Origin of the sequence: Alteromonas sp. C1M14 (genome assembly GCF_018860965.1) — a bacterium.
Lineage (GTDB): Bacteria > Pseudomonadota > Gammaproteobacteria > Enterobacterales > Alteromonadaceae > Alteromonas.
Genome location: NZ_JAHKQF010000015.1, coordinates 586411 through 612773 on the forward strand (window position 1 = coordinate 586411; position 26363 = coordinate 612773).

At 42.9% G+C, this 26363-nt stretch carries 16 protein-coding genes, 1 tRNA gene and 1 pseudogene; 7 read left to right on the top strand and 11 right to left on the bottom strand.

Going from position 1 to position 26363, the window contains the following annotated elements; all coding sequences use genetic code 11:
* Positions 1-154 precede the first annotated feature (154 nt).
* Positions 155-241 (top strand) — tRNA-Leu (locus KO501_RS14940).
* A 192-nt stretch (positions 242-433) separates the two neighbouring features.
* Here the strand turns inward: KO501_RS14940 and KO501_RS14945 are convergent.
* The 5 genes from KO501_RS14945 to KO501_RS14965 form a co-directional block, all read right to left on the bottom strand.
* Positions 434-964, bottom strand: a complete 531-nt coding sequence (locus KO501_RS14945; RefSeq protein WP_216030464.1) for a peptidylprolyl isomerase — start codon at positions 962-964, stop codon at positions 434-436.
* On the bottom strand, positions 954-2246 hold the full coding sequence (locus tag KO501_RS14950; RefSeq protein WP_216030465.1) for a cytosine permease: 1293 nt from the start codon (positions 2244-2246) through the stop codon (positions 954-956). The genes KO501_RS14945 and KO501_RS14950 overlap by 11 nt, the downstream gene beginning before the upstream one ends.
* The gene (locus KO501_RS14955) at positions 2247-3923 is read right to left on the bottom strand and encodes a hydantoinase B/oxoprolinase family protein (RefSeq protein WP_216030466.1); all 1677 of its coding nucleotides are present in this window, start codon (positions 3921-3923) and stop codon (positions 2247-2249) included.
* Positions 3924-3927: 4 nt separating this feature from the next.
* Positions 3928-5997: a hydantoinase/oxoprolinase family protein gene (locus KO501_RS14960; RefSeq protein WP_216030467.1), complete on the bottom strand. Its 2070-nt coding sequence runs from the start codon at positions 5995-5997 to the stop codon at positions 3928-3930.
* A 74-nt stretch (positions 5998-6071) separates the two neighbouring features.
* On the bottom strand, positions 6072-8345 hold the full coding sequence (locus tag KO501_RS14965; protein ID WP_216030468.1) for a TonB-dependent receptor: 2274 nt from the start codon (positions 8343-8345) through the stop codon (positions 6072-6074).
* A gap of 254 nt (positions 8346-8599) precedes the next feature.
* Here KO501_RS14965 and KO501_RS14970 point away from each other — a divergent pair, with 254 nt between their 5' ends.
* Entirely contained in the window at positions 8600-11290 is a 2691-nt protein-coding gene (locus KO501_RS14970; protein WP_216030469.1) for a LuxR C-terminal-related transcriptional regulator, read from the top strand.
* A 323-nt stretch (positions 11291-11613) separates the two neighbouring features.
* On the opposite strand, the gene KO501_RS14975 is transcribed toward KO501_RS14970, so the two are convergent.
* From KO501_RS14975 to KO501_RS14985, 3 genes are all read right to left on the bottom strand, one after another.
* Positions 11614-12942 (bottom strand): TrkH family potassium uptake protein, encoded by a 1329-nt coding sequence (locus KO501_RS14975; RefSeq protein WP_252728433.1) that lies wholly within the window; start codon positions 12940-12942, stop codon positions 11614-11616.
* 132 nt (positions 12943-13074) lie between these two features.
* A complete protein-coding gene (locus tag KO501_RS14980) occupies positions 13075-13782 on the bottom strand; it encodes a response regulator transcription factor (RefSeq protein WP_216030471.1) in 708 nt (235 codons plus the stop codon).
* 1 nt (position 13783) lies between these two features.
* Positions 13784-14809: a DUF4118 domain-containing protein gene (locus KO501_RS14985; RefSeq protein ID WP_216030472.1), complete on the bottom strand. Its 1026-nt coding sequence runs from the start codon at positions 14807-14809 to the stop codon at positions 13784-13786.
* A 335-nt stretch (positions 14810-15144) separates the two neighbouring features.
* Here KO501_RS14985 and KO501_RS14990 point away from each other — a divergent pair, with 335 nt between their 5' ends.
* The 5 genes from KO501_RS14990 (at position 15145) to KO501_RS15010 (ending at position 22544) form a co-directional block, all read left to right on the top strand.
* Positions 15145-16638 (top strand): carbon starvation protein A, encoded by a 1494-nt coding sequence (locus KO501_RS14990; protein WP_216030473.1) that lies wholly within the window; start codon positions 15145-15147, stop codon positions 16636-16638.
* 126 nt (positions 16639-16764) lie between these two features.
* A complete protein-coding gene (locus tag KO501_RS14995) occupies positions 16765-18453 on the top strand; it encodes a sensor histidine kinase (RefSeq protein WP_216030474.1) in 1689 nt (562 codons plus the stop codon).
* Positions 18454-18468: 15 nt separating this feature from the next.
* Positions 18469-19191 carry a two-component system response regulator BtsR gene (gene btsR / locus KO501_RS15000; protein ID WP_216030475.1) on the top strand — a complete coding sequence of 241 codons (723 nt, stop codon included), beginning with the start codon at positions 18469-18471 and terminating at the stop codon, positions 19189-19191.
* 160 nt (positions 19192-19351) lie between these two features.
* The gene (locus tag KO501_RS15005; protein WP_216030476.1) at positions 19352-20326 is read left to right on the top strand and encodes an N-formylglutamate amidohydrolase; all 975 of its coding nucleotides are present in this window, start codon (positions 19352-19354) and stop codon (positions 20324-20326) included.
* A 337-nt stretch (positions 20327-20663) separates the two neighbouring features.
* Positions 20664-22544, top strand: coding sequence for a CocE/NonD family hydrolase (locus KO501_RS15010; protein ID WP_216030477.1), 1881 nt, complete (start codon positions 20664-20666; stop codon positions 22542-22544).
* Between the two features lie 156 nt (positions 22545-22700).
* On the opposite strand, the gene KO501_RS15015 is transcribed toward KO501_RS15010, so the two are convergent.
* The 3 genes and pseudogenes from KO501_RS15015 to KO501_RS15025 form a co-directional block, all read right to left on the bottom strand.
* Positions 22701-23561, bottom strand: coding sequence for an AraC family transcriptional regulator (locus tag KO501_RS15015; RefSeq protein ID WP_216030478.1), 861 nt, complete (start codon positions 23559-23561; stop codon positions 22701-22703).
* Positions 23562-23734: 173 nt separating this feature from the next.
* The gene (locus tag KO501_RS15020) at positions 23735-25021 is read right to left on the bottom strand and encodes an ATP-binding protein (RefSeq protein ID WP_354667838.1); all 1287 of its coding nucleotides are present in this window, start codon (positions 25019-25021) and stop codon (positions 23735-23737) included.
* A pseudogene (locus KO501_RS15025) lies at positions 25018-26363 on the bottom strand (sigma-54 dependent transcriptional regulator). Before KO501_RS15025 ends, KO501_RS15020 begins: the two are co-directional and overlap by 4 nt.

The window sequence follows — 26363 nt, forward strand, 5'->3', positions numbered from 1 at the left end:
TGGCTAGCCCATCTCTTAATGCTTATTTTATGGGCATTTGATAGGGTTCTTTGCATAAAATACTTGCATGCTGAAAATGCGAAGATATAATGCCAGCCACTCGTTAGCACAGCGAGTGACATAAAGTGTTAATCCATTTGATTAACCATGGAATGCCAGAGTGATGAAATTGGTAGACATGACGGATTCAAAATCCGTTGCTAGAAATAGCGTGCCGGTTCAAGTCCGGCCTCTGGTACCATCTCTTCCTTTTAGGAAGAAACAATAAACCGACCTTTGAGTCGGTTTTTTTGTGCCCCAAAATTAAGTAAGCTAAAAATCAATTAGTTAAGCCACTGCAATAGTATATTCGATGTATTGCGGTTTTCCTTTCAAGAAATTAAACAGATAAAATAGCCCACCTAAACTACTTTTTAACTTTTGAAAAAGCACACTATTGGGTCACTTTTACTGATATTAGCTTAATTGGGTTACGCAATATATCAGAGCGTTCTGCATAGCTGAAGATACGATCTAAGGACTCAAATCCACTGGTTATTTCGCCAAAAGCCGCAAACCCCTGTTTGTCTTTATGTCTGTTACCCAAGTAGTCAAGACAAGGGTAATCTCCCATCGTGATGAAAAAACTTCTATAAACCTCATTAAGGTCAAACCTCGGCATAGAGAGAGTGTACTTACTATGCAGTATTTTGGTCATATTGGTGGATTCATGACTTAAGAAGTCGCACGATTCGCTGTCCGTCGGTATAGCTTGTCCACCCTGAATGACTTCTATTTTCTCCTCCAAACTGGCTGGCTGATTATCAAGCGTCACAATTCTGTAAATACTTGTGTTGTCCAACCCTCCGCTATTAATGAGGTTTATAAAATACGAGACCGTTTTCGGCGCTAATGCTCGATACAAATTAGCCGTCCAGGCTCCCATGGTAGTATCAAAACGTATTTTAGTGACTTCACTTTTCATACAATATTGTCCGAGATTGCATGGCTCTAACACAACCAAATAATATCGATGAAACTAATAATGCATCTAAAGATGGGATTAAGGTGATAGTAACGACATCGCTTTGGCTCAAATAGCCAACAAACGTTCCCACAAACCATGAAACAAACGCAATGATCCTTACCGCTGGCTCAGACTCTAAACCTTCAACAACACAGCCTTGACGGCGTGCAATTACAATTTCGGTACAATAAATAGCGCCGATAGGCGGAATCGTGAGCCCCAAAATGACCAAAAAGTCTATAAGGTAACTCTGCGCTTGAACCAACGCTAACGACGTACCAATTACCCCAATAATAAAAGTGATTGTCTTAAGAGAAGTTTTCGGAATCAACGTGGAAATTGAAAGTGCTGAAGAGTAGAGACAAAGCACGTTACTCGACCAAGAACCAAATAATAACAAAAAACAAGCGGGTATAATAAGACCAATAGAAGACATAACTACAAGCAAATCAGGATTTCCGGCCACCATACTGGGTATCGCTGATAGCACCATGATAAGTGGGTATCCTACCCCCAAAGAGATGAATACTGACCATACTGCCTGCTTTTTGTTTATTGCAAAACGACTGTAATCAGGCTGGATTACCACACCAGCAATATAACTGCCTACAACAGCTGAAACGGCCGTTTTGAATGTAAATGCGTTCTCACCAATGGCTAGCTGATTAGCGGAGCTAAAGGGGTCACTTTTCAAGGCGGCGTAAATTAAAAATGCTACCATGAAGGGAACTAGTGCTAAGGCCAATTTATCTATGCCAGAGAAGCCTTTTAATGTCACCGTAATCATCATAACACTAGCAATAATGGTCAATAGATACACGGGGATAAGCAGCCCTACCATATCTTGCAAAACATGTTGCATTGCCTGTCCAAGAAAATTACTTATCACTGCGTACCAACCGATAAGGGATATAGCAATCACGATATTTGCCACCTTGGCCCCTTGTCGGCCAAAAGCAAATTCCGTTAGCATATATGTGGAAAGACGGCTTTTTGCGGCAACATAACTCGTAACTGCCCCTAAGCAGCCCAGAATTCCCCCACCCAACAAAAATGCAATGGTTGCGTCTCGATAGCCAAGTGAACCACCGACCTGAGAAGAAACAAGAAATACCGAAAAACCCACGATGCCACCGATAATGATAAAAGCAAGGCTCCATCCTGACTTCGTTTCTGACTCGGGGACCGAAGATAAAGCAAAGTCATCAGACTTTTCTTTTGCACCATCTATTTTACTCATTTAGTTGATACCATAGACTTTTTTCGCTCTTTTATAGGTAACGTAACCGTTCTTAATGTCATCTAGAATCTTTTCTTTTGGACGGTTAGCTGGATTTCCAAATCCGCCACCATTGGCAGTGACTACCTGGACTACATCGCCTTTATTTAAAGGAAGTGCAGTACACACACTGTAGCGTTGTGTTGCCCCTGAATTCCTTACTACATTTACGTAATTGGTCGACCCTCTATTGCCGCCCTCTAGCCCCCATGGGCCATTCTCTGAGCGAACATATGCCATGGTCAACCACCAATTATCAGTTAATATCCTGTAGTCTAACTTAATTCCTTTACCACCGTTCGTTTCTCCCTCACCGCCTTCTTCATCATTTAAGGCTAGACGGTCAATGTGTAACCCATTACGCTGCTCTGATATTTCTACTGGTACGTTGAAGGTTTCACCATGAAAGCCCGTATACAGTGCGTTTATACCATCATATTTCGAACTGGCTCCCCAACCCCCTATTTGTGGTTCGACGATGCTATGTGAGTGCCCTGTTTTAGGATGCGGCCCTCCTAAAAATGTACCACAAATGGAGCCATAGTGGCCTGCCGTCAACGCATCTGGCATAGCAAGTGCTAATGCTTTCCAAATAAGGTCAAAGCTCATCATACTATTTTCATAATACACACTGGTGGCAGCAGGGTATTTGGCTGCAAACATAGAGTCATCATCGACTAGTAAACGGATTGGTCTAAAAGAGCCTGCATTGGCAAATGTCTGTGGGCTAGCTATTGCCTTAAATAGCATCTGTGCGTCGACCATTGTGGAGTCGTATGTGGCATTTAATGCATTTGGTTGAGTGGGTGGGTTGCCACGAAGATCAACTAAAAACTCTTCGTCTGTAATGGTCACTTTGACCTTAATAGATAATCCATCATCCGTCACTTCTGACGCTTCAAAAGTACCTTTAGGGAGTGCTTTAAGCGCAGCTCGAGCCACCCGCTCACCTAATTCAATATAGTCTTCAATAGCGTAGGCAACGGCTTCAACTTTGTACTTTTCAACTAGAGACTTGAATCGCTTTTCCCCCGCCCTCATGGATGCAACACCTGCCCAAAAATCACCTCTGGACACCTCTGGCTGTCTACTGTTTGACATAAAAATATCGATAACGGCCTGGTTAGGTGTGTATTGCTCTATGACTTTAATACAAGGTAACTGCAACCCTTCCTGATAAATATCAATAGCATCAGCACTGATACTACCGGGAAAAGACCCGCCCACGTCTACCCAATGCGCTTTATTTGCTAACCAACCTATCAACCTATTTTCATGGAAAACAGGTAATATAAGCACAACGTCATTTAAGTGGCTCACTCCGCCATGATGTGGGATATTAGTCATGAAAATATCCCCTTCTCGAATCCCTTCAGGCGTATCGAATTTAGCCAATACAGACTTTACGCCTGGCTCTAGCATACCGATAAATCCTGGGATGCCCGACCCGGAACTTGCTAGCTGACCATGAGCATCAAACATTGCCACACCAAAGTCTAATACTTCGTAAATGATCGAACTCATCGCCGTTTTACGCATTGTAGCGAACATTTCTTCGGTGATAGCACGCATGGAGTTTTGTATGATTTCAACGGTGATCGGGTCTATTTTCACGCAGTTTTCAATACTATTGCTCATCGCGCTATACTCCTATCTCAATATGTAAATTGCCATAGTCATCTACCTTGACTTGTTGACCAGAAAGAATAACCGTTGTACTGCCTGACTCTTCAACGATTGCAGGCCCACTAAACTGAGCATTAGCAAACAATTTATCTCGATCATAAATAATCGTGTCAATGAAGCCTGATTCGTCAAAATCTACAGAGCGGGTTTCTTTAATTGCCGCTTGAATATCACCTGTTGCTGATATTTTTGCTAATGTAGGTCGCTCAATTCGTGCATATGCAGTTAACTTATAACTCACCAATTCAATATCGTTTTCTAAGAAATAGGTATACTTCTTTTCATATTCTCTATTAAAGTCTTGGGTAAGTTTTAGTATATCTGTACCCATTAATTCATTTAATCCAACTTCTATCTGCACCGTATGCTCTTGTCCAACATAGCGCATCTCCAATAACGGCTCGAAGTAAACGTCTTGCTCCTCAAACCCTTCATCGGCATACGTGCAAAGCGCTTCCTTACACATACTTTCTAAGGTTTGTGATATTTCACATGCTTTGGAAGCGACAAATGCTACAGGTTGGGTACGGATATAATCTCGTCGCAAATCCGACATAAGCATACCCCAAGCGGAGAAAACTGAAGCGTGGGCAGGAATAATAACACGCGGAATACTTAATTCTTTTGCCAATACAGTAGCATGCATTGCGCCGCCGCCACCGAATGCAACAAGTGTAAAGTCTCTTGGATCATAACCACGATTAATTGATATTAACTTAAGTGCATTACTCATGTTGTGGTTTGCTAATCTGATAACACCCCGTGCGGTGTCTATAGCGCTTAAGTCTAACGGTGCCCCTAACATATCAAAGGCATGCTCTACCGCTTCCATATCAGCAACGATTTCACCGCCGATAAAATAATTTGGGTTAATACGACCGAGCATCAAATTAGCGTCTGTTGTGGTAGGAGATTCACCTCCCTGCCCATAGGCTACAGGCCCCGGAAAAGCACCAGCACTTTGAGGGCCGACGTGCATTTTATTAAATTCATCGATCCATCCGATAGACCCTCCACCATTACCAATTTCAACAATATCGACCACTGGGGTCATAAGAGGGTAACCCGCTGAACGTTCGTCTTTTTCTATCATATATTGGCTGGTCAGGTTCACACGGCCATTATCTATAAGGGAGCATTTCGCGGTTGTGCCGCCAATATCAAAAGCAATAATATTATTTACACCAATCAATTTACCTAGAGCTGCTGCACCTAACACACCACTTGCCGGTCCTGATTCAACAATTGAAATTGGCGTTTTCTTCACTGACTCAACAGTATCAATCCCCCCATTGGATTGCATAACATAAAACTTACCTCTGAAATCCCTTTCATCTAGTGCCTCTTCCATTTTCGCTAAGTATTGTGCAGCAATAGGCTGAACATATGCGCATAGAGCGGCAGTATTACTACGCTCATACTCTCTCCACTCACGAGATATTTGATGGGAAGTTACCACTGTCACTTCGGGCCAATGCTTAGCAATATAGTTCGCAACCGACTGTTCATGATTTGGGTTAGCATAGGAATGAAGTAAACACACAGCTATAGCCTGCACACCTTCTTCTTGCATGCTTTTAAGAATAGGATCAAGCTCAGAAATCGCTAAAGGAGAGATTACATCGCCAGTATAAGATAACCGTTCGGTGATTTCGTAACGTAAATAACGAGGGATAAAAGCGTCTGGCTTGCGATATTGCAAATTAAAGAAATCGGGTCTATTGCCACGTGCAATTTCTAAAACATCGCGAAATCCCTTGGTAGTAATAAGAGCGGTTTTTGCTCCTTTACGCTCAGTTAACGCATTGATGACGACTGTAGAACCATGAGCAAAAAAGGTTAGCTCCTCGATGGGGATATCCGCTTTTTCCAAAGAATTGAGCACACCTTGTTGGAACTCGGAAGGAGTAGTGTGTGCCTTAACCGCTTTTATTTCCGACGCAGTCCCCGTTTCTGGGTCCATCTCATAATATACTAAATCAGTGAAAGTGCCGCCAATGTCACTGGCAGCTCTAATAGTGTGCATAATATTTCCTAACAAAGAGAAGATATAGCTCAAACTTTGAACAACCACATAAGTGTTTGAGCTAGTAGAGAGGTTTAATAGAAGTTATAGCGAACATCGATACGCCATATTCTTGGTGCTGCAGCATAGGCAAAGCCACCCGTTACGTATTCAGCGTTGTACTCTTCATCAAATAGATTGTTTATCGAACCAACTACGTTCCATACCCCATCTCCCGACTCAACACCTACTCGCAAATTTGTTAACTCAACAGGATCTCGCTTTGTAATATTCGCCGGATCCCAGTATTGGCCTCCAAGGCGTTGATAATCTACACGACTGAAGAAATCTAATCGGTCAGAGATGGCTGTTCTATACTGCAAGCCAGCATTAAATGTAGAGTCAGGAACATAAGGCGCTTTATTTCCTTCATATGATGGTTCTAAGCTATATGCATCCACTGTACTGTCACTTATGGCGAGACCGGCGTAAATTTTGAAGTCATCACTAATATCGTATGACGCTTCAAACTCTCCCCCCTCGATAGAAATTTCGTCTATACCTACTAACACTTGTGCACCTAGCTCTCCAACAAATACGAAAAAGGGTGCATTTTCAACTTCTGTGCTATACACCGCCCCACTGGTGTGCAACCGGCCATTAAGCAGCGTTGTTTTAAAACCAACCTCAAAAGTTTCTGTATTTTCCTGGTCTAAAACATCCGACACATTCAAACCGAGCACGGCCGCTTGAGCTCCTACCCCATTTTGGTTGAATTGGCCACTACGAAATCCCCTGCCCCAAGAAGTGTAAAGAGAAGTCTTGCTATCAAATAGATAACGCAAACTCACCTTAGGTTGAAAGCTGGAAAACTCTGCTTTATTGACTGCACCTGGTGTTCCTATTGGTCCCGTGTATTCACCATCTAATGAGTAGGCCCCCTGCTGCTCATCAACGTACTGTTTACGTTCATCTTTATCGTATCGTCCTGCAACAGATAGCTCTAAGTCATCAAATACGTCGTAAGCAAAGTTAAAATAACCTGCATAAGCAGTATTGTTGTTATCGTCTGCTGAAAAGGAACTTGTAGGGTTAACTGCGCCACCTAAAATAGGAGCTCTTGTCACTTCTTCAATGCCCATTCCCAGGTCATATCCGGTGCTTGAAGATATATACCTATCAGTCGCTAAATAATAGACACCAAACATCCAACGAAATATCACATCATCATTTGACATAAAACGAAGGTCTTGACTAATTGCTTCAACGTCAACGAATTGGCTTTGAGTACCGTCAGAAAATGAAATTCCGGGGTTCACACTGGTATTGGCAGAATAGGGAAACTGATCCGCTCCATTACGTTGTTCAAGGGTGTCATAGGCAGTAACAGACTTTAATGTTGCCCAATCCAAAACGTAGTTAACTCGTACAGACAACTGACTAGTTTGTCGCTCATCGAACCCTTTATTATTTGCCGCAGTATTGCGACGTACAATATTAGAATCAAAAGCACTAGCATCCTGATAACCTATTACTTCTCCAGTATCTGGACTTATTGTTACGCCTTGATATGTATAGGTATTTGCGTCCGAAGAGGTATCAGAGAGACTGCCTCGAATATCGATACTCAAGTCGTCTGTTGGATTAAAACTAAGGTGCCCTCGCAAATTAGTTTCTTGCTTAAAGTTTATTTTTTCATCTGTAGTGATGTTATCGTATATACCATCAGTATCGTAGTAACGAGCGGATAACCGGAAGGCTAGATCATCAGAAATAGGCCCCGAGACCGATCCTTCAATCTGATACTCATTGCCCCTACCGATTGCACCTTGCACATAACCTTCTAAGACATCGCTGGGCTTTCTCGTGTTGATAATTATCGCGCCTTGAGTAGCGTTTCGCCCATATAAGGCACCTTGAGGACCACGCAATACTTCAATACTTTGCAAATCAAAAAGTCCCTGGTCGAAACTACGACTATTAACTTGTATAACGTCATCAACGACAACCGCTACAGGTGGCTCGCCATTCCTCACTTGTGAGACGCCGCGAATAGTAATAAAGTTGGTACCTGAATCCTGAGCATTTGCTAACGTAACGCCTGGCGTCAAACCAATAAAGTCATCTACCCCTTTAATTCTCGCGCTTTCAATTTCCATTTCGGAAAAGTAGCGCTCTGATAATGGAACTTCGACAATAGTTTCAACACGACCACGTGCTGTTACGGTAATATTTTCAATTGATTTCTCTTGCTGAGCTTTCTCCACACCTTCTTGTGCATATAACGAGGTGCATATAGGTAAGGAAATAACTCCCACCGAAAGCGCTAGTAAACTCTTGCGTGTTAATAATACTCTTCGGCTGGGCATACGTTTTCCTTTCTACTTGTCTGACTGATATTTAATTTTTATAATAATGGCCTGCAACTTCTAGCTATTTGCCGCTGCATTTTTTCTTCTGTGCCAACTCGCCTAAAAGTTATCCCATATATACAAAGTCACCAGCAACTACCCTAATGGGCAGTATTAATAAAATAGAGACTTGAAACTATTGATGGGGGTAACACATGGCAGAAAAGTGATAGCATACAAAGCACTTGTGAAACCTAGGGGATACGTCACTAATGCTAAGCAATAACGAACTTACCGAACCTTGGCTCATAAGAACTAAGCTAATTCCGCCACGGGCGAATGCACGTTTAATCGAACGAGTGGACGCGGCCTCTCTACTAAATAATGAGAATGAATACACCTCAGGATTTATTATTGCACCGGCCGGATTTGGAAAATCTTCGTTGTTGTCTCAATGGCGTGAGTCTCTAATTAATCGTGGTGTAAAAGTAGCTTGGTTATCGCTAGATGCGAATGACTCAGACCTACGACACTTTGCAAGCTATTTAATAATTGCACTCACTGAAGCAGGGGTCCCGTTAGGATCATTGGAATTTGCCGCTTATAAATGTTTTGTTGAATTTTCTGTAGAACAAGTCTCTACATTTTTAATCGCAAAGCTATCTTGCATAAATGAAAAAGTGGTGCTTATTTTAGACGACTACTATCGAGCTGAATCAACAAAGGTTAATGCGTTAATTAACCAACTGTTAGATCACCTCCCAGACAACTTTCGCATAATCATAAGTAGCCGTTCTCAACCCAATTTAAACGTTGCATCACGGATCTTAGGTAATAGTGCATTTGAAATTAATAAAAGTGTGCTAAGTTTTTCCTTCAATGAACTAAAACGCTTTATCGGACCCGATGCCAGTGAACAATACGCGCAAATCCTACTCGAGCAAACTGAGGGCTGGGCAGTAGCTGTTCAGTTGGCTACTGTAGCGAATAAGGGGTGCACGGAAATTGGTGCTCTTTTTAAAGGAAAGCAACAATACATCACTGATTACTTCACCGAACAGATCCTTGATCAGTCTACCTCGCAAGAGCGCAAATTTTTCATGTATACCTCTATTTTAGAGCAATTCAACTTTGAACTTGCAAGCGCGGTAACTGGTCTCAATAATGTGCAAGGTTTAATCGATACCTCACCACATATTCGTTCGCTTCTTATTACACTCGATTCTCAACAAATTTGGTTCCGCTATCACCACTTGTTCTGTGAAACCTTATACAACAAGCTAAAACATCAACAGCCCGAACTTATTAACTCGCTTCACCACAAAGCATCGCTCTGGTTTGAATCAAATCAACAAATTTCTAGTGCGGTCACACATGCTAGACTATCAGGCGATATGGACAGGGCCGCCCAACTATTTTTGAGTGCTGGAGGTTGGGAGCTAGTATTGTATGGCGGGGTAGGATTAATGCGTAGTTTATTACGTAACTTTCAGTCACCCGATTTCGCACGTCACCCACGTGTACGCTTGGCATACGTATACTCGTTGCTAAAAGATGGATATATTGATGATGCTGAAGCTCAGTTTAATAAAATTAAACTCTCCACACAGCATGAAACAAACAAGTTGCTTATCCGAGATATTTATCTAATCGAACGTTTATTAAGTTCGTACCGGGATGAATTAATTAACATTACCGCCCTACAAGAGATGAAAAAGAACTTGGCGCGTTGGAATAAAGCGGATTTACTAGGGATCGCGATAATAGAATCAGTCGTTGTGATAAGCTCGATGGCGCTTGGAATGTTCAGTGATGCAAAAATGGCTGCCGTTAGAGGGCTTAGCGCAATGCGCCAAGCAGAATCAGTACTTGGAGCAAACTATCTTATTCTACACCTAGGACAGATAGCGTTGCATTGTGCACAATTTGAATCAGCTAAACAACATCTTACTGAATCTATTGGAATGGCAGATAAAAACTTTGGGATTGATAGCCGATTAAAGACCAACAGTGAGATTAATTTATTTGCGCTAAAATTCTGGCAGACCCCTCGTTCATTTACATGCAAAACGATGCAAGAGCTAATAGAAACCGCGTGTACTACCGATGGGTGGTCAGAGATATACGCAGCTGGATTTTCCTCACAATTTGAATATTTCCGGCTTTTCAACATGAGTGAAGAATCCTCTAAACTATTAGTTCTGAGCATTGAAACCGCAAGAAAAAGGCAGTTACCTAGGCTAAAAGAACTGAGCAATATCTATCGATTAACTTGTGCATTAACGCAAAAGAAACCAAACGAAATTTTGTTAGCAATAAAGAAGTTGAAAATTTCAATATCCGCCAATACTGTCCTTTATGAAAACTGGTTCTTATTATGTGAAAAAAGTTTCGCGTTTGGTCTAGCGGATTTAAAGGGCTATAGCTGTGAAAACACGATAAAAGACATTGATGAGGCGATCGAGAGAACACAAAGAATAGGTGCAACATTATATTTAATAAGACTACTCGTTTTACGAGCAACCTTGTACGCCTCCCGAAATGAGAAAACTCAGAGCTTTGACGATTTAATTAGCGCAGCGGGGTACGCGACGCAATCTGATGTAAAAACACCATTTTTTCTTTCCCGACTCACAATAGATAGTATTGAAGAATGCGTTGAATATTTTAAAAATAGTAAAATTCATCGGCTAGAACTCGCTTTTCTTAGCCAATGTGTTAAACAATATCATCGATTATTCCTTAAAGGAGAAGATAACTCAGTTAAACAAGCACTAAGCAAGCGAGAAACAGAGGTGTTAAGCAAATTAGCCCTAGGCCTCGCGAACAAAGAAATCGCAAGAGCGCTTTATATGACTGACCATACAGTCAAGTTTCACCTTAAAAACATATTTAAGAAACTAGATGTAGACAAGCGAATCAATGCGGTGAACAAAGCCAGAACCATTGGTTTAATTGAGTAAATGCAGAGGTCGTATATGCAAAATCAATGACTTATAGAGAGTGGCTATTAGGTGTACTTTTAATTAAAGTTTTTGTCTTTTTATCTTCATGTGTTAATTACTCGAGGGTTATATCCAGTTCCTTTCCAACTACCATCAAAAAACTAAGGAAGGAGCCTCTTTTCATTTCCTAGAAATACTTCATACGTGCAAGTCAGCTGACAATAGGAAGACAATGTCACCGCCTCCTATCACCCAAACAGCATCAAACCCAACACACCCGGGTTCAAAATCTGCAAAACCAATAACTGTAAAGTGAGCTATAAATCATTCTACTTTTTAAATCAGTAACGCCAAAAGCTGGGGGTGAGCATCGCCAAGATAGTGAAATACTCTAACCGTCCTAGCACCATCGCCACATTCAACATCCAAATACCGATATCTGAAACCGGTATGAAATTACTGCCGACTTCACCGAAACCCGGACCAAGTACGTTTATACAAGCAGCAACAGCAGTAAACGCAGACCAAAAATCCAGCCCTGTCATCATGAGTAACAGTGTAAATACCAGTGATGAGCCAGCGGCTACCGACATGAACGCCATCACCGCATGACTCACTCGCTCATCAACGGGCTGTCCCTGAAAACGCAGCGGTAATATCGCTTTGGGGTGAACACATTGAAATAATTCTCGTCGTATGGCTTTAAAGGTGATGATGTCACGAATGATCTTATTCCCTCCCGCGGTGGAGCCAGCACAGCCACCTAGGTATGCACAAAAAACAAGAAAAAAGCCTGTTACCTCAGGCCAGGTACTTAAATCTGCCGCCCCAAAACCGGTGCTGGTGATAAATGAAATAACATGAAAGGCGGCAAAACTAAGCCCCTCAGCTAACGGATAACGATCCCCCATAACAAGCATAATAGTCAGTACTACTATTAAACCGCCCACAAGACAGATAAAGACCCGTGTTTCTTCATCTCGCCAGTATAAAAAAGGGGAAGTCGCGTGCATTACCCTAAAGTGCAATGCGAAACTGATGGCTCCCAGCAACATAAAAATATTCGAAACAAACAATATCAGATGGCTCTTAAAGAACCACATGCTCGCGTCATGGGTAGAAAACCCGCCTGTAGAAATCGTGGTGAAGCTGTGGGCGATTGCATCGTAAAACGACATGCCGCTAAAATAATAAGCGATAGCGCAGAGCACTGTCAGCAAGACATAGATAAACCAAAGGTAATGTGCCGTATTTGCGATACGAGGCGATAATTTATCGTCTTTTACTGGCCCCGGCGTCTCGGCTTTCAACAATCGCATTCCACCGACATTAAGCATTGGTAGTACAGCAACCACAAAAATCACAACGCCCAATCCCCCCATCCACTGTAAAAACTGCCGATACATGAGAAAGGATTTGGGCATTGCATCAAGCCCTGTAAGTACTGTCGCCCCGGTGGTGGTAAGCGCGCTGAGTGATTCAAATACAGCGTCCGTAAAGCTAATATCCGTGACTAACATGATGGGAATGCCTCCCATGATGCCTGTAAGCCCCCATGTTAATGACGCAAACATAAGCGCGTCACGATAACTCACATTGCTCATATCGCCTTTTTTCAGTCGGTACAGCAAGATGAACGCAATAACAATGAAAGAGAATGCCGGCTTCATGAAGGCCTTGCCAACGTTGTCTTGAAATACGACGAATGAAATCATACCAAAACATATCTGTACGATACCCATCCATAACACTGGGAGAGAGAGTAGCCTAACGATATTGGCGGGGTGAACCATCGTAAGTGACTACTCTGAGGCTTTGCTTTTAATGGAGCAACAAATCAGTCTGTATCCAATACCAGGCTCAGTGATAATATACGCGGGAGCATTGCTATCGTCTTCCAGCTTCTTACGGAGTTGACTTACCACGATACGAAGATAATGGGTATCCTCAGTATGTGTTGCCCCCCATATATGATGAAGTAGCTGTTGATGGGTAAACAATGCATTCGGCTTACTCATTAAATAACGCAGCAATAAAAATTCCTTTTTGGTCAAAGACACTGGCGTGTTTTTGTGCCAAACGGCATGTTCTTCCGTGTTGAGCTCGATATCCCCACATCGCAAAATGGGCGAATAGGTTTTAGGAACAGTTAAATCTCGTAATAAAACCCTTATCCTTGCTATCAATTCCTTAATACCAAAGGGTTTGCTTAGATAGTCATTTGCCCCCGCGTTGAGAAGCCGTACTTTCTCATCTTCTTCATCACGTGCCGTCAGCACCAGAACCGGTATTTGAGAATAGGTTCTAAGTTGCGAGAGCAACCAGCTTCCGTCCTTGTCTGGAAGCCCAAGATCCAGAATAACGAGGGCGGGCTCCTGCTCACGAACCACTCTCAGCCCGTCAAGGGCATTAAGGGCAGAAACATAATCAAATCCTTCGGCGGCTAATGATATTTTCATGAAACGCTGGATTTGCATTTCGTCATCAATGACAAGAATTCGCGGCTTCATATTACTCGCTCCCAACACTGGGCAAAGATATACGAACAGTACATCCTTTGTTACTGGGCAATATTGAAATACGACCGTGGTGGGCTTCTATAATCCCTTTTGCAACCGTTAACCCAATTCCTGAACCTCCATAGCCTGAATCACCTGTTCGGGTCGAGAAAAAAAGATCAAATACCGCCTCCTTTTGTTCCCATCCAATTCCCGGCCCTTCGTCCACCACATCCAAATGCACCAGGTTATCTTCAACAGCAAAACGTAACATAACCGAGCACTCACTAGGCGAATACTTCAGCGCGTTATCAACTACGTTGTAAATGGCTTGTTCCAGTAGATAACCACTTGCCGTGATATTCGGTATCATATCGGCTTGTTCAATCGTGACACGTTCATTTTCAAATCGTTTAATGACGTTATTGACTATCGGAAGTAGCCCCTGATTTACGCTATTGAGCTTGATCCCCTGGTGCAGCTTAGTCGCCTGAAGCAGGTTTTCAATATAGCGATGCAGTCGATGGCTTTCCTCCAATGCACCCTGAAGTAACTCTTCTCTTTCTTGGTCAGGCAACCTGTGTTGATACTCTTTAAGCGTCCCTAATGAGCCTATAATCGTTGACAACGGAGTACGTAAATCATGGGACACCGACATCAAAATACTGGCTCTCAATTCTGCCCTTTCTAACGCTTCTTGCTTCGCTTTGTAAAATTCGGCCATAAATCCAGTTAGTACCGCTACAATTAGAAAAATAGACAAATTAACGATGTCATGTACGTTCGCCATATGCAGTGAGAAGCGTGGTATGGTAAAAAAATAATTGAAAATCAAGCCACTTAGAACACCTGCGAAGATGGCACTTTGCTTATTACCGAGTAAAGCAGTAATCACTACAGCCAGTTGAAGAATTAGCAATGTGCCTTGTGTGGGCAAAAACCAAGCGTCCAGAGCAAAGGAAAAAATTGCAGCGGTGCACACGATCAGTAACGCAAATACAAAAGGGGCTTTTCGTATGAGAGCGTGGATATTTTTCAACGGCTTTTACTTCGCTGCTTGTCTGCCTTTTCGTGAGATTGACTTTAGCAAACCTATGGGGTGATGAAGCATAAAATTTGCGTAAAATTTTTGCGTGTACATTATGTTTCCGTTAGATGATCACTCACCACTATCTTGATAAATCGTAGAGCAGCCAATATCACACCCGGGTCCAAAATCCCTTCCCTGTACCTTTCTATTTGCCACTTAAAATTACCGCTTAATTTGCTATGCGACCACTTAGTTATTTTTAAAATGCATATATTCTTTCAAATCGTTAACCTAATTCAAACATTTACACTCTTACCATTTACAAACAATAAGGATTACAACCTGTGATATTGTTTTTAATTTGTGTAGCAGCGCTTATTGCTGGCTATTTTATTTATGGCGCCTTTGTTGAAAAGGTCTTCGGTATTACTCCTGCCCGCCCTACGCCGGCACATAGCCAAACTGATGGCGTGGACTTTGTTCCTATGTCTACCCCCAAGGTTTACTTGGTACAATTACTTAACATTGCCGGAGTCGGTCCTATTTTTGGTCCAATTATGGGTGCCCTATATGGTCCAGCGGCAATGCTATGGATTGTTCTTGGCTGCATATTTGCGGGCGCAGTCCATGATTATTTCTCTGGTATGTTATCAGTTCGCAATAATGGTGAGTCGGTTCCAAGTCTTTCCGGCCGTTATTTAGGTCGAGGTGCTAAGCACTTTATGAACCTATTTGCCATTGTCTTGTTATTGCTTGTGGGTGTGGTTTTCGTTTCTGCCCCCGCTAGCATGATCACTAATTTAGTGAACGATCAAACATCCTGGCATGTTGAAGTCGGTACCATGGTGGCGATTATTTTCGCTTACTATGTGTTGGCCACCCTCGTCCCTGTAGATAAGGTGATTGGCCGTTTCTATCCTTTCTTCGGTGCATTACTTATTTTTATGTCTGTTGGACTGTTAGCCGCTACGTCGTTCTCCGACAATCATTCTATTCTCAGTCAGTTCTCCGTTAGCGACATGTTTTCCAATCTAAATCCGAATGATATGCCACTTTGGCCTGCTTTATTTATCACCATCGCCTGTGGTGCAATTTCAGGTTTCCATGCCACCCAGTCTCCTTTAATGGCCCGGTGTATGGAAAACGAAAAGAATGGACGCTTTGTTTTCTTCGGCGCAATGATTGGCGAAGGGGTAATTGCATTGATTTGGTGTGCCATTGCGCTTTCCTTCTTCGATAACCTCGATGGCCTATCTGCTGCAATAAAAGATGGTGGCCCTGGTAACGTGGTGTATACCACATCCTTTGGTTTGTTGGGTGTGTTTGGTGGCATACTCGCCTTCTTAGGCGTGGTGATCTTACCCATCACATCAGGCGATACGGCATTTCGTTCTAGTCGTTTGATTTTGGCTGAATACTTTAAAGTGGGTCAGAAGAATATTCGTAACCGCATACTGATGGCTGCCCCCCTATTTGCTTTAGGGGCCGTTCTTACCCAGGTCGATTTTGGTGTGATTTGGCGCTACTTTGGTTTCGCCAACCAAGCCACCGCGGTCATGATGTTGTGGACAGCATCGGCTTACTTGCTTCGTCATAATAAATTGCATTGGATCACTACAATCCCTGCCGTGTTTATGACAGCGGTCTGTGTCACCTTCATTTTAAACAATGCCACTCTCGGCTTTGGGCTAGACATGCAGATCTCAACCATAGTCGGTGTTATCACTTCCTTAGCAACTGCGGTTTATGTGATTCGTATTTCAAAAGGAAAAGGTGAAGCGCCCCTTACACCCATTTCGGTTGAAGCAAACGACACCGCTCAACCAGTAGACGCTTAATTAGCGTAATGGATGTGTGACCAGTCGCCCTGTTTATAGGGCGGCTTTTTCATTTTTGCAAAACAGAATCAGTTATAATTCATTTCATCGCGACCTAATGCCAAACAGAGCCAATACAGTAACGCCATGGAACTGATACTTTCTTTACTACAACAAATGTGTGTTTATCTTGTATTAGCCTATTTGCTAAGCAAGACTCCGCTATTCCTTCCGATTTTAAGTAACCCATCCCACCGAAAGCATCGCTATCTTGTTTACTTTGTATTTTCTTCTTTTTGTATTCTTGGTACTTATTTTGGTCTTCAAATCGATGATGCAATCGCCAATACGAGGGCGATAGGCGCGGTAATTGGCGGCGTTTTAGGCGGGCCTGTGGTGGGGTTTGCGGTGGGCTTAACCGGCGGCCTTCATCGTTATTCTTTAGGAGGGTTTACGGATTTAGCCTGTGCGGTTTCCACCACGGTCGAAGGTGTTATTGGTGGTCTAATGCACATTTATTTTGTGCGAAAAAATCAGCATTTATCGCTGTTTAATCCGTTTTATGTGGGTATTGTTACTTTCATTGCCGAGTTGTCACAAATGGCGATCTTGCTCACCCTTGCCACCCCATTCGAAAAAGCCTACGCACTCGTCGGCGAAATTGCCGCACCTATGGTCATCGCGAATACCATTGGCGCAGCATTATTTATTAGTATTCTTTCGGATAAAAAAACCATATTCGAAAAATATTCAGCGACCTTTTCTAAACGCGCCCTATCCATTGCCGATCGATCAGTGGGCCTTCTTTATTCGGGATTTAATCATGAAAACGCGGAAAAAGTTGCCCGCATTGTATATGAGGAAACCAACGTCGCCGCCGTTGCCATTACCGACAGAGAGAAAATTCTTGCCTTCATTGGCATGGGGGACGATCACCATTTACCCAATACCCCCATATCTTCAGGCAGTACGTTAGAATCAATCCACAATAATAAAATTGTCCATCTTGATGGTGCCCATGAGCCCTATCAATGCTCGTTAGATAAACACTGTCCACTGGGTTCGGTGGTCATTATTCCCCTGCATTCAGGTTCAGAAGTGGTGGGAACCATCAAGCTTTATGAACCGAAAAGAAAATTTCTTTCCACCGTGACAATGTCCATGGCAGAAGGGATCGCTCAATTACTATCCAGCCAAATTGTTTATGGTGCCTATCAGCAGCAACAAGATCTCTTAGCGCAATCAGAGATTAAATTACTTCAAGCGCAAGTAAACCCTCACTTTCTATTTAATGCGCTTAACACGATAAGTGCGATTATTCGCCGGGATCCCGATAAAGCCCGTGCGCTGATCCTCAACTTATCCCAGTTTTTTCGCATTAATTTAAAGCAAAATATGGCGCTAGTCACATTCAAAGAAGAACTTCAACACGTTAACGCTTACTTATCCATAGAGAAAGCCCGTTTTGCCGAACGGTTAACCATTAAGATAAAATGTGATGCATCAGCAGAATCCGTACTGTTGCCCAGCTTTACCTTGCAACCCTTAGTGGAAAATGCGATTAAACATGGTATTGCACAGCAACTGGATGGGGGCAAGCTATGTATCAAAGCCAGCTGCACTGGCGATAAACTTCGCATTATTGTTGAAGACGATGCAGGTTTATATCAACACCCTACAAAGAAGCATTCAGGGTTAGGAATGGATATTGTTGATAAGCGTTTGCTCCACCAGTTTGGCCCTAAAGCCGGGTTAGTGGTTGAATGCCATAAAAACCAATTCACGCGGATGTCATTTTCTATTCCTATGCATCTTCATAATCACTTCGTAGACTGAAGTAGAGGTTAAGTTATGCTCAGCGCCATTGTTATTGATGATGAACCTTTAGCTTGTGAGGAACTGTGCGAACTGCTCGCTGAAACCTCGGCCATTAAGGTACTGGGGCAAGCTGCCAATGCCATCGAAGGGCTGGATATGATTCAGCAACATAAACCCGATGTCATTTTTCTCGACATCGAAATGCCGCAAATATCTGGGCTCGAGTTGCTAGCCATGCTTGATGTAGACACCATGCCATACGTGGTGCTCGTTACAGCATTTGAACAATACGCCATACAAGCATTTGAAGACAACGCCTTCGATTATATCCTCAAACCCGTTGAACCCGCTCGCCTTAACAAAACCATTGCTCGGCTGCAAAAACGTTCACAACCACAAGCCCCGTTAGAAACAATAACACCTGCGACATTAACCCATATTCCATGCTCGGGACATCAACGGGTGTTAATTATTCCTGAAGCAGATATCGAGGTGGCGTTTAGCGATTTAGCCGGTGTACATATCAAAACCGCACAGCAACAAGCAGACACCCAATTAACCCTCAAAACCTTAGAACAAAAAACATCATTGGTCCGCTGCCATCGTCAATATCTGGTGCGCATGAGCGCTATTTCAGAGATCAAATTACTTGAAAATGGCCTTGGGACAATATTCACCCATAGCGGAGAAAAAATTCCAGTGAGTCGTCGGTACCTGAAAAAACTCAAAGAATCATTTCACTTAAATAGACAATGAGGTTGTGTTTTAACCTACAACACGACAAAAATCGTCGATGAATCAAATCGCTTTTTACATTCTCTCTGTCATCATAATGAATAGAAAAATATGCGATTTAAAAACACACGTAAATACTCAACAGCAACCATCTGCTATCTATTTTCAGGAAATAAATTCAATGTTAACGGAAGTCTCATTCGCGTCGATACGACGTTCGCCTTTAAGCAAAGCCACATTGGCTGCCCTACTTATGGCAGGGGCACTGGTGCAAACAGGTTGTTCCACCCATCACACCTCATTGCAAAGCGACGATACACAATCTCACTCTGACGTGTTTGATAAGAGCTGGTTACACGTGGTTAAGGGAAATATGCCCCTGGTGATCAGTGCACCTCATGGTGGCATGATTAAACCCGACAACATTGCCGACAGAGAGTGCGGAACACAAGAGCGCGATGACAATACCGACCACCTCGCCCTTGAAATTGAAAAAGCCTTCGAAACGTATGGTCAAAAACCCTATTTAGTCATCGCTAAAATTTCCCGAGCCAAAATTGATTTAAACCGAGACTTAGAGACGGCTACCTGTGGCAACCAGAAGATGGCGTACACGTGGCACCAATACCATCAAGATATCGAGGCAGCCCTTGATGATGCGATAAGTCAATTTGGCTACGCGATGTACATAGATTTACACGGGCAAAGTCATAAAGTAAGACGTTTAGAACTAGGCTATTCACTTAGATCACCCGCTCTGAAAGCCAACTACGAAGCGACAGTGACGCCACAAACCGTCGAAAAGACTTCGGTTGAAAATATACTCCAACACAGTAACGATTTATCACTTAAAACACTATTAACCGGTGAATATGCCTTCGGTACCTTGATGGCAGAGGCAGGATTTCCTTCTGTTCCTAGTCAACAAGACCCTTACCCATTAGCTGACCAGCGCTATTTTACTGGCGGGTATAACACCCGACGCTATACCTCTTCGGACTATCCAAACGTATTCGGTATGCAAATCGAATCCAATTTCTTTGGGGTCCGAAATTCCCAGCAAAATCAAACCCAATTCTCAGAAGCATTTGCAAAAGTGATAAACGACTATTTGCAATATATTAATCAGCACGTTGATTGGAAAAACACTCAATAACTAAGATGCTAATCACTGAAGTAAACAGCCGCCAGCGGCTTACTTCAGTGTGACTGCTGTCTTTCTTTTTTTAAGACAACACAAACAAACCCCGTATTTACGCCTAAAAGTTGGGGCTCAAAGATAAATTCTCTAGGTTTAGCTAGCCCCTATTTATACGTCACTCTTGGTGACGACGGTTACTGTTTGTCATTTTGAAATTGAATTTTGTTATAATGTTACAATGGCAGTCTTAATAAGCGAGTTAATTTAACTCGGCTTGATAATCTGCCCAAACTACCGTTGTATTGAGACCATAGCCGTGTGTTTGCGTCTCAGATCATGAAAGGAAAATTAAATGAATAAGAAAACCCTCTTAGGGTTCATTGTAGTCTGTTACAGCCTGATGTTATCGGCATTTGCCCATGCAGCAGGGACAAACGAAGACGATAGAAGAGCCGAATATATTCGTTCACATTACGCCAAATATGAATATCAAATTCCCATGCGTGATGGCGTAAAGTTATTTACTTCGGTGTACGTACCTTACGACAAGTCAACCCAGTACCCCATTATGATGCAACGCACCCCTTATCGCGTTGCTCCCTATGGCGCAGATAAATATAAACGCAAACTTGGGCCCAGTGAAATTTTCGAAAAAGAAGGCTTTATTTTTGTCTTCCAAGATGTTCGCGGCAAATTTATGTCACAAGGCGAGTATGTCAATATGCGCCCACAAGACGCCGGAGAAAAAGGCGGCAACGCCGTTGATGATGCCACAGACACCTACGATACCATCGATTGGTTAGTGAAAAATGTGCCCAATAACAACGGTAAAGTAGGTATGTGGGGCACCTCCTATCCTGGCTATTATACTTCGGTCGCAGCCATCAATAGCCACAAAGCCCTTAAAGCCATTTCACCTCAAGCCCCCATCGCCAATTGGTTTTATGATGATTTTCATCGTAACGGCGCCTTTTCTACCCCTATGGCGTTTATATTCTTTGATACCTTTGATAAACAACGGGAAGGACAGTTCGCCTATTGGCCCGAGGGCATGAAGTCCACCACCCCTGACGGTTATGAGTTTTTCCGAAAGCTAGGCCCACTCAGTAACGTTAATAAAAATTACTTTAACGGTGAAAGACCCTTTTGGAACGAGTTAACTGAACATCCAAACTATGATGAATACTGGCAGGCTCGTAATGTGTTACCCCATTTAACCAATGTTAAACCGGCCACCTTAGTGGTAGGTGGTTGGTATGACACCGAAGATCTTTATGGCCCATTAGCCACCTATCAAACCATGTCCAAAAAGAATAAAAAGGACAATATTCACCTGGTAATGGGACCTTGGTATCACGGTCAGTGGAATGCCAAAGATGGCAGTAAAATGGGCGAAGCCCAGTTTGGGTTTAACACCAGTGCATGGTTCCAAGAACACGTATTGCTACCCTTTTTCAAACATAACCTTAAAGGCGAAAAGGGCGAGGATTTAGCCACCGCCACTATGTTTGAAACCGGCGCGAATCGCTGGCGTGAATTTGATACCTGGCCCCCTAAACAAGGCAAAGACGTTGTGTTGTATATGGGTGCCGATGAAACCCTTTCACAGAGCAAAGAATCGAAAGGCGGGGCAAGCGAGTATATCAGCGATCCAAACAAACCTGTGCCTCATTCAGATAAAGTCAGTCGCGGTTGGGACCGCCCTTATATGGCTGAAGATCAGCGATATACCGCAAGGCGTACAGATGTTTTGGTGTTTAATGGTGAGGTAGCAACAGAAGATCAAACCATTGCCGGCACCATCGACGTTAACCTTTGGGTCTCCACAGACCAAAGTGCCGCTGACTTTGTGGTAAAGCTAGTAGATGTATTTCCTGGGGTAGACGAAACAACCAATAAAGTGGACAAAGAAACCGGTAACCGTCATGAGCTGGTTCGTTGGGGAATTATTCGCGGGCGCTACAGAAACAGCATGAGCACCCCCGAACCTTTTGAACCTAATAAACCTACCTTGGTGAAGTTTGAATTGTACGATGTGTTACACACCATCAAGCGAGGCCACCGGTTACAAGTTCAAGTACAAAGCAGTATGTTTCCGTTCATGGATATGAACCCGCAAAAATATGTCGACAACATATTTAACGCCACAGAAGACGATTATGTTAAGGCACTCCATAAGGTTTATCATAGCGAACAATACCCTAGTTCCATTAGCTTTAAAGTGATTGACTAGGCATTCATATACCTTGTGGTTCTATGTAAGCAGCAAAGAGAAAGCCCTCTTTGCTGCTTCTTGTCTAAAAGATCTCGACGAGATTGCAAACCCGCTCACACCAACCCCCTAATATAAGCTCATTGGCCCAATATAAAAATATCGCCGCGAACAGATCTATTTTACTGGAAAATAAATATCGGTGAGTAGGTCACACTCATCAACTTCATGAATAAAATTCAGATAGTGAAAGAAACAGGGGTAATCACGAATTTCTTCTCCGCTTTTGGGTAGCCATTCACGATAAAAAGCATAAATACTTTCGTCCAAACCATCATGGCTTCCTTTATGACGCATAACAGCACATCGCCCACCAGGGATCATGCCGTTTTTAACCCCATAAGGGTTGTCAGGTACATCACTTTCAATTGTTCCACACACATCCCACCGGAATTGTTCTGGTTCCGTGGTGTTGGGATCGCTATAGGGAATGCCAAATGTTCTGCTGGTTGTCACCGGTGACAATCCCATTTCTTTTCTCCATGCGATAAACTTACTCGCCGTTTCCAGCACGGTATTGGGTGCGCCCAAGTGTTCTAGCAAGGCTACCTTTGTTGCCTCAAAATTAACGATTTTTATGTTAATTGGTATATCTCTATAAGGCTTAATATGAGAATGAGACCGCACATGCCATTGTGGCTCAGCCCTGAACTGTGACGGGGATTGTTCAAAGGTTCTTTTAAATGTGCGAGAAAATGCTTCCGGGCTTTCAAACCCGGCTTCCAATGCAATCTCAATAACACGTTTGTCGCCTTCAAACGCCAATCGGTAGGAAGCGCGTTTCAACTTTGCCAGCTGAACGAATTTCGTAACAGTCATACCTGTATACGCCGTAAAAACTCGATGGAAATGGTATTGGGAGAATGCCGCCACATCGCTCAACATCTCTAGTGTTAATGGATCATTGAGGTGTTGATGTATGTATTCGCATGTACGCCCTATCCGCTCATCATAGATACTTAGTCGTTTAGCCTTCATCGTCATCCTTCTCGCTCAGGTGCTTATCATCATGCATTATCTATCCCATGACATCCTGATTGAAATTGCTAAATTCCTGAATGCTTAGATCCCAAGGGCATAGTCGATAAATTCCTTGATGGAACATTGTGCATTCTTAACCATCAGACCAAAGCTAGATAGGAAAAACGCCCTTATTCAAACACCACTCGTACGCAAAGGCCTTTTTCTTTTCTGTTTTGTATGACCAAATGACCCCGGTGCGCATCGATGATTTCTCGGCACAATGCCAAGCCAAGACCGCTTCCGTTAGCCTTTGTAGAGTAAAACGGCACCAGTGCGTTCGCCATGACACTTTCAGACATACCTTTCCCCCTATCTAACACCTCAATGATGACCTGTGCGGTATTTTGTTGAATGACTAACTCTACTTCTTCGGGCGGGCCACCCGCTTCATGTGCATTTTTCAATAGATTAATAAGCAATTGTTCTAATTGTACAGCGTCAGCTTGAAGGGCTACAGGTTCTTGCAAAGTAAGCTTGAAGCTGTATTGCTGTGAAAGCTGAGCTAAAATATCATTCCAGTGTATGGAGTCGAAAACAGGCGAAGGTAACTTGGCAAACTTGCCATAACCTTGAACAAACTGGTTTAAATGGTCAATGCGTTCTTCCATGGTGTGAAATACACGTACTAATCGTGGATCGCCATTTTGTTTGCCCACGATTTTTCCACTATGAAGTAAACTCGATATAGGCCCTAACGAATTATTTAACTCATGGCTTATCACCCGAATAACCTTTTTCCATACCGACACTTCTTGTCGATTCAACTCCCGTGTCATCTGTTTCAAAATAAACAGTTTGTGTGGATGGTTGTTCAGCAAAAACATGCCCTTGGCCAGGTGCCAAGTTTCAATTCCTTTCTCTTCTAACGGTAACGTAAATAGCCCTTCTTTATTCTCCATCATCATATCGCTAAGCGCCCTTGGCTTTTCCTTCAGCAGCCCATCAAGCAAGCTCATTTCCAGGCGTTGTTGCACATTGAAAAAGCGTCTTGCTTGAACATTACTGAAGACTATTCGGTTGTCTGCATTTACTAACAGCAATACATCGGGTGTGCTTTGAAGCACCTTATCCAACATCAGTTCACGCTGGTGAATCCACTGTTTTTCTATGCGCAATGTATCCGCAGTGGCATTAAATAAGGCGAATAGTTCGCTGAATTCACTATCTGAGGTACAAACTAAAGTCGAAGAATACTCACCATCTTTAAAGTTCAGTAACCCCACCCGTAGCGCTTGGATTTCTTTGTTGATATTTGCAGTAAGAAAATAAAAGCAAAAACCGCTAATGCCTATAGATCCTATGACAATAAGCACCTTAATATGAATAGCAAACGACACAGTGTATAACAAAGGAGTTATGCCGATAGCGGTAGCCGCCATGGCTGCGACAATAAGCTTATAACGGGTACTTTTCACGATTTATAATTAATTGCGTATTTATCTAATCGACGATATAAGGCTTGCCGAGAAAGCCCGAAATGTTTCGCTACCCTAGCAATAACCCCGTTATAGTTGAGCAAAGCCGCTTCTATTTCAGCTTGGTTAGGCTCTACAGAAATACTTCCCGTAGATTGAGAGCATAATTAGCCTCAACGCCCAAACCGAAGGCTTCGGCGCTAAGCACGCCATGGGGGTGTAAAATACTGACCCTTTTGCACGCATTTTCGAGCTCCCTGACATTGCCAGGCCATGCATGTTGAGTAATGGCTTGCCGTGCTCTTAAGCTTAATTCTCGGTTCGGCAAGAAATGCTTAGCGAGTAACAAGGCGTCATCTCCACGCTGAGATAACGGCGGTACATTTATTTCAATGACATTTAATCTGTAGAATAAATCTTCGCGAAATTCACCTTTCGCGATAGCGTCACTCAAGTTCGCGTTGGTTGCTGATATAATGCGAACAGTAGTATGTTGGGTTTTTACTGAACCCAGTTTTTCGAACTCACCGGTTTGTAATACTCGAAGTAACTTTACCTGACCAGACAAAGGCAAGTTGCCAATTTCATCTAAGAAGAGGGTGCCGCCGTTAGCCGCTTCAAATCGTCCAATACGACTTTTAGTGGCACTGGTAAAAGCACCAACTTCTGCACCAAATAATTCTGCTTCAATTAATTCTTGTGGCAATGCCCCTGCATTTACTTTGACAAAGGGAGCCTGATTTAAAGGCGACTGACTTTGAATAAGTGCTGCGATTATCTCTTTGCCACTGCCGTTAGGTCCGCTGATAAACACAGGTACGTCAGACTTCGCTACTTGTAGTGCCATATCAACAACACGCTGCATAGCCCCATTTTCATATACCAACCCCACACTTTGGGCGGCCTGCTTGGCGTTATCAAAGATCCCATATTGTTGCTGCAGCACTTTGTTTTGCACATTGGCCTTGCCTAATGCAATCAAATTATTAATAGTTGTAATGAGCTTGTCGTCATCCCACGGTTTAGGGATATAATCAGCAGCACCGGCCTTAACCAGTTCCACTGCTTGCTCAAGTTCAGTCCAAGCGGTAATTAAAACAATGGGTAATAAAGGGTTAAGCGCGCGAAATGCGGAGAACAAATCACGCCCCTCATCCCCTGAGGTCGTATCGGCGCTAAAATTCATATCTTGGATAACAAGGGAAATCGACTGATAATTAACAATTTGCAGCGCTTCTTTAGGGCTGGTCGCAGTCACAATTTGATATCCGTGGATCTCCAGTAGTAGCGACAAAGCTTCTAATACGGCAACATTGTCATCTACTATTAAAATCTTCATCAT

What these genes read in the sequence shown, in the direction of transcription:
- KO501_RS14945 (WP_216030464.1), bottom strand. Translation starts at nt 964, where the DNA reads ATGAAAAGTGAAGTCACTAAAATACGTTTTGATACTACCATGGGAGCC.
- KO501_RS14950 (WP_216030465.1), bottom strand. Translation starts at nt 2,246, where the DNA reads ATGAGTAAAATAGATGGTGCAAAAGAAAAGTCTGATGACTTTGCTTTA.
- KO501_RS14955 (WP_216030466.1), bottom strand. Translation starts at nt 3,923, where the DNA reads ATGAGCAATAGTATTGAAAACTGCGTGAAAATAGACCCGATCACCGTT.
- KO501_RS14960 (WP_216030467.1), bottom strand. Translation starts at nt 5,997, where the DNA reads ATGCACACTATTAGAGCTGCCAGTGACATTGGCGGCACTTTCACTGAT.
- KO501_RS14965 (WP_216030468.1), bottom strand. Translation starts at nt 8,345, where the DNA reads ATGCCCAGCCGAAGAGTATTATTAACACGCAAGAGTTTACTAGCGCTT.
- KO501_RS14970 (WP_216030469.1), top strand. Translation starts at nt 8,600, where the DNA reads ATGCTAAGCAATAACGAACTTACCGAACCTTGGCTCATAAGAACTAAG.
- KO501_RS14975 (WP_252728433.1), bottom strand. Translation starts at nt 12,942, where the DNA reads ATGAAGCCGGCATTCTCTTTCATTGTTATTGCGTTCATCTTGCTGTAC.
- KO501_RS14980 (WP_216030471.1), bottom strand. Translation starts at nt 13,782, where the DNA reads ATGAAGCCGCGAATTCTTGTCATTGATGACGAAATGCAAATCCAGCGT.
- KO501_RS14995 (WP_216030474.1), top strand. Translation starts at nt 16,765, where the DNA reads ATGGAACTGATACTTTCTTTACTACAACAAATGTGTGTTTATCTTGTA.
- btsR (WP_216030475.1), top strand. Translation starts at nt 18,469, where the DNA reads ATGCTCAGCGCCATTGTTATTGATGATGAACCTTTAGCTTGTGAGGAA.
- KO501_RS15005 (WP_216030476.1), top strand. Translation starts at nt 19,352, where the DNA reads ATGTTAACGGAAGTCTCATTCGCGTCGATACGACGTTCGCCTTTAAGC.
- KO501_RS15010 (WP_216030477.1), top strand. Translation starts at nt 20,664, where the DNA reads ATGAATAAGAAAACCCTCTTAGGGTTCATTGTAGTCTGTTACAGCCTG.
- KO501_RS15015 (WP_216030478.1), bottom strand. Translation starts at nt 23,561, where the DNA reads ATGAAGGCTAAACGACTAAGTATCTATGATGAGCGGATAGGGCGTACA.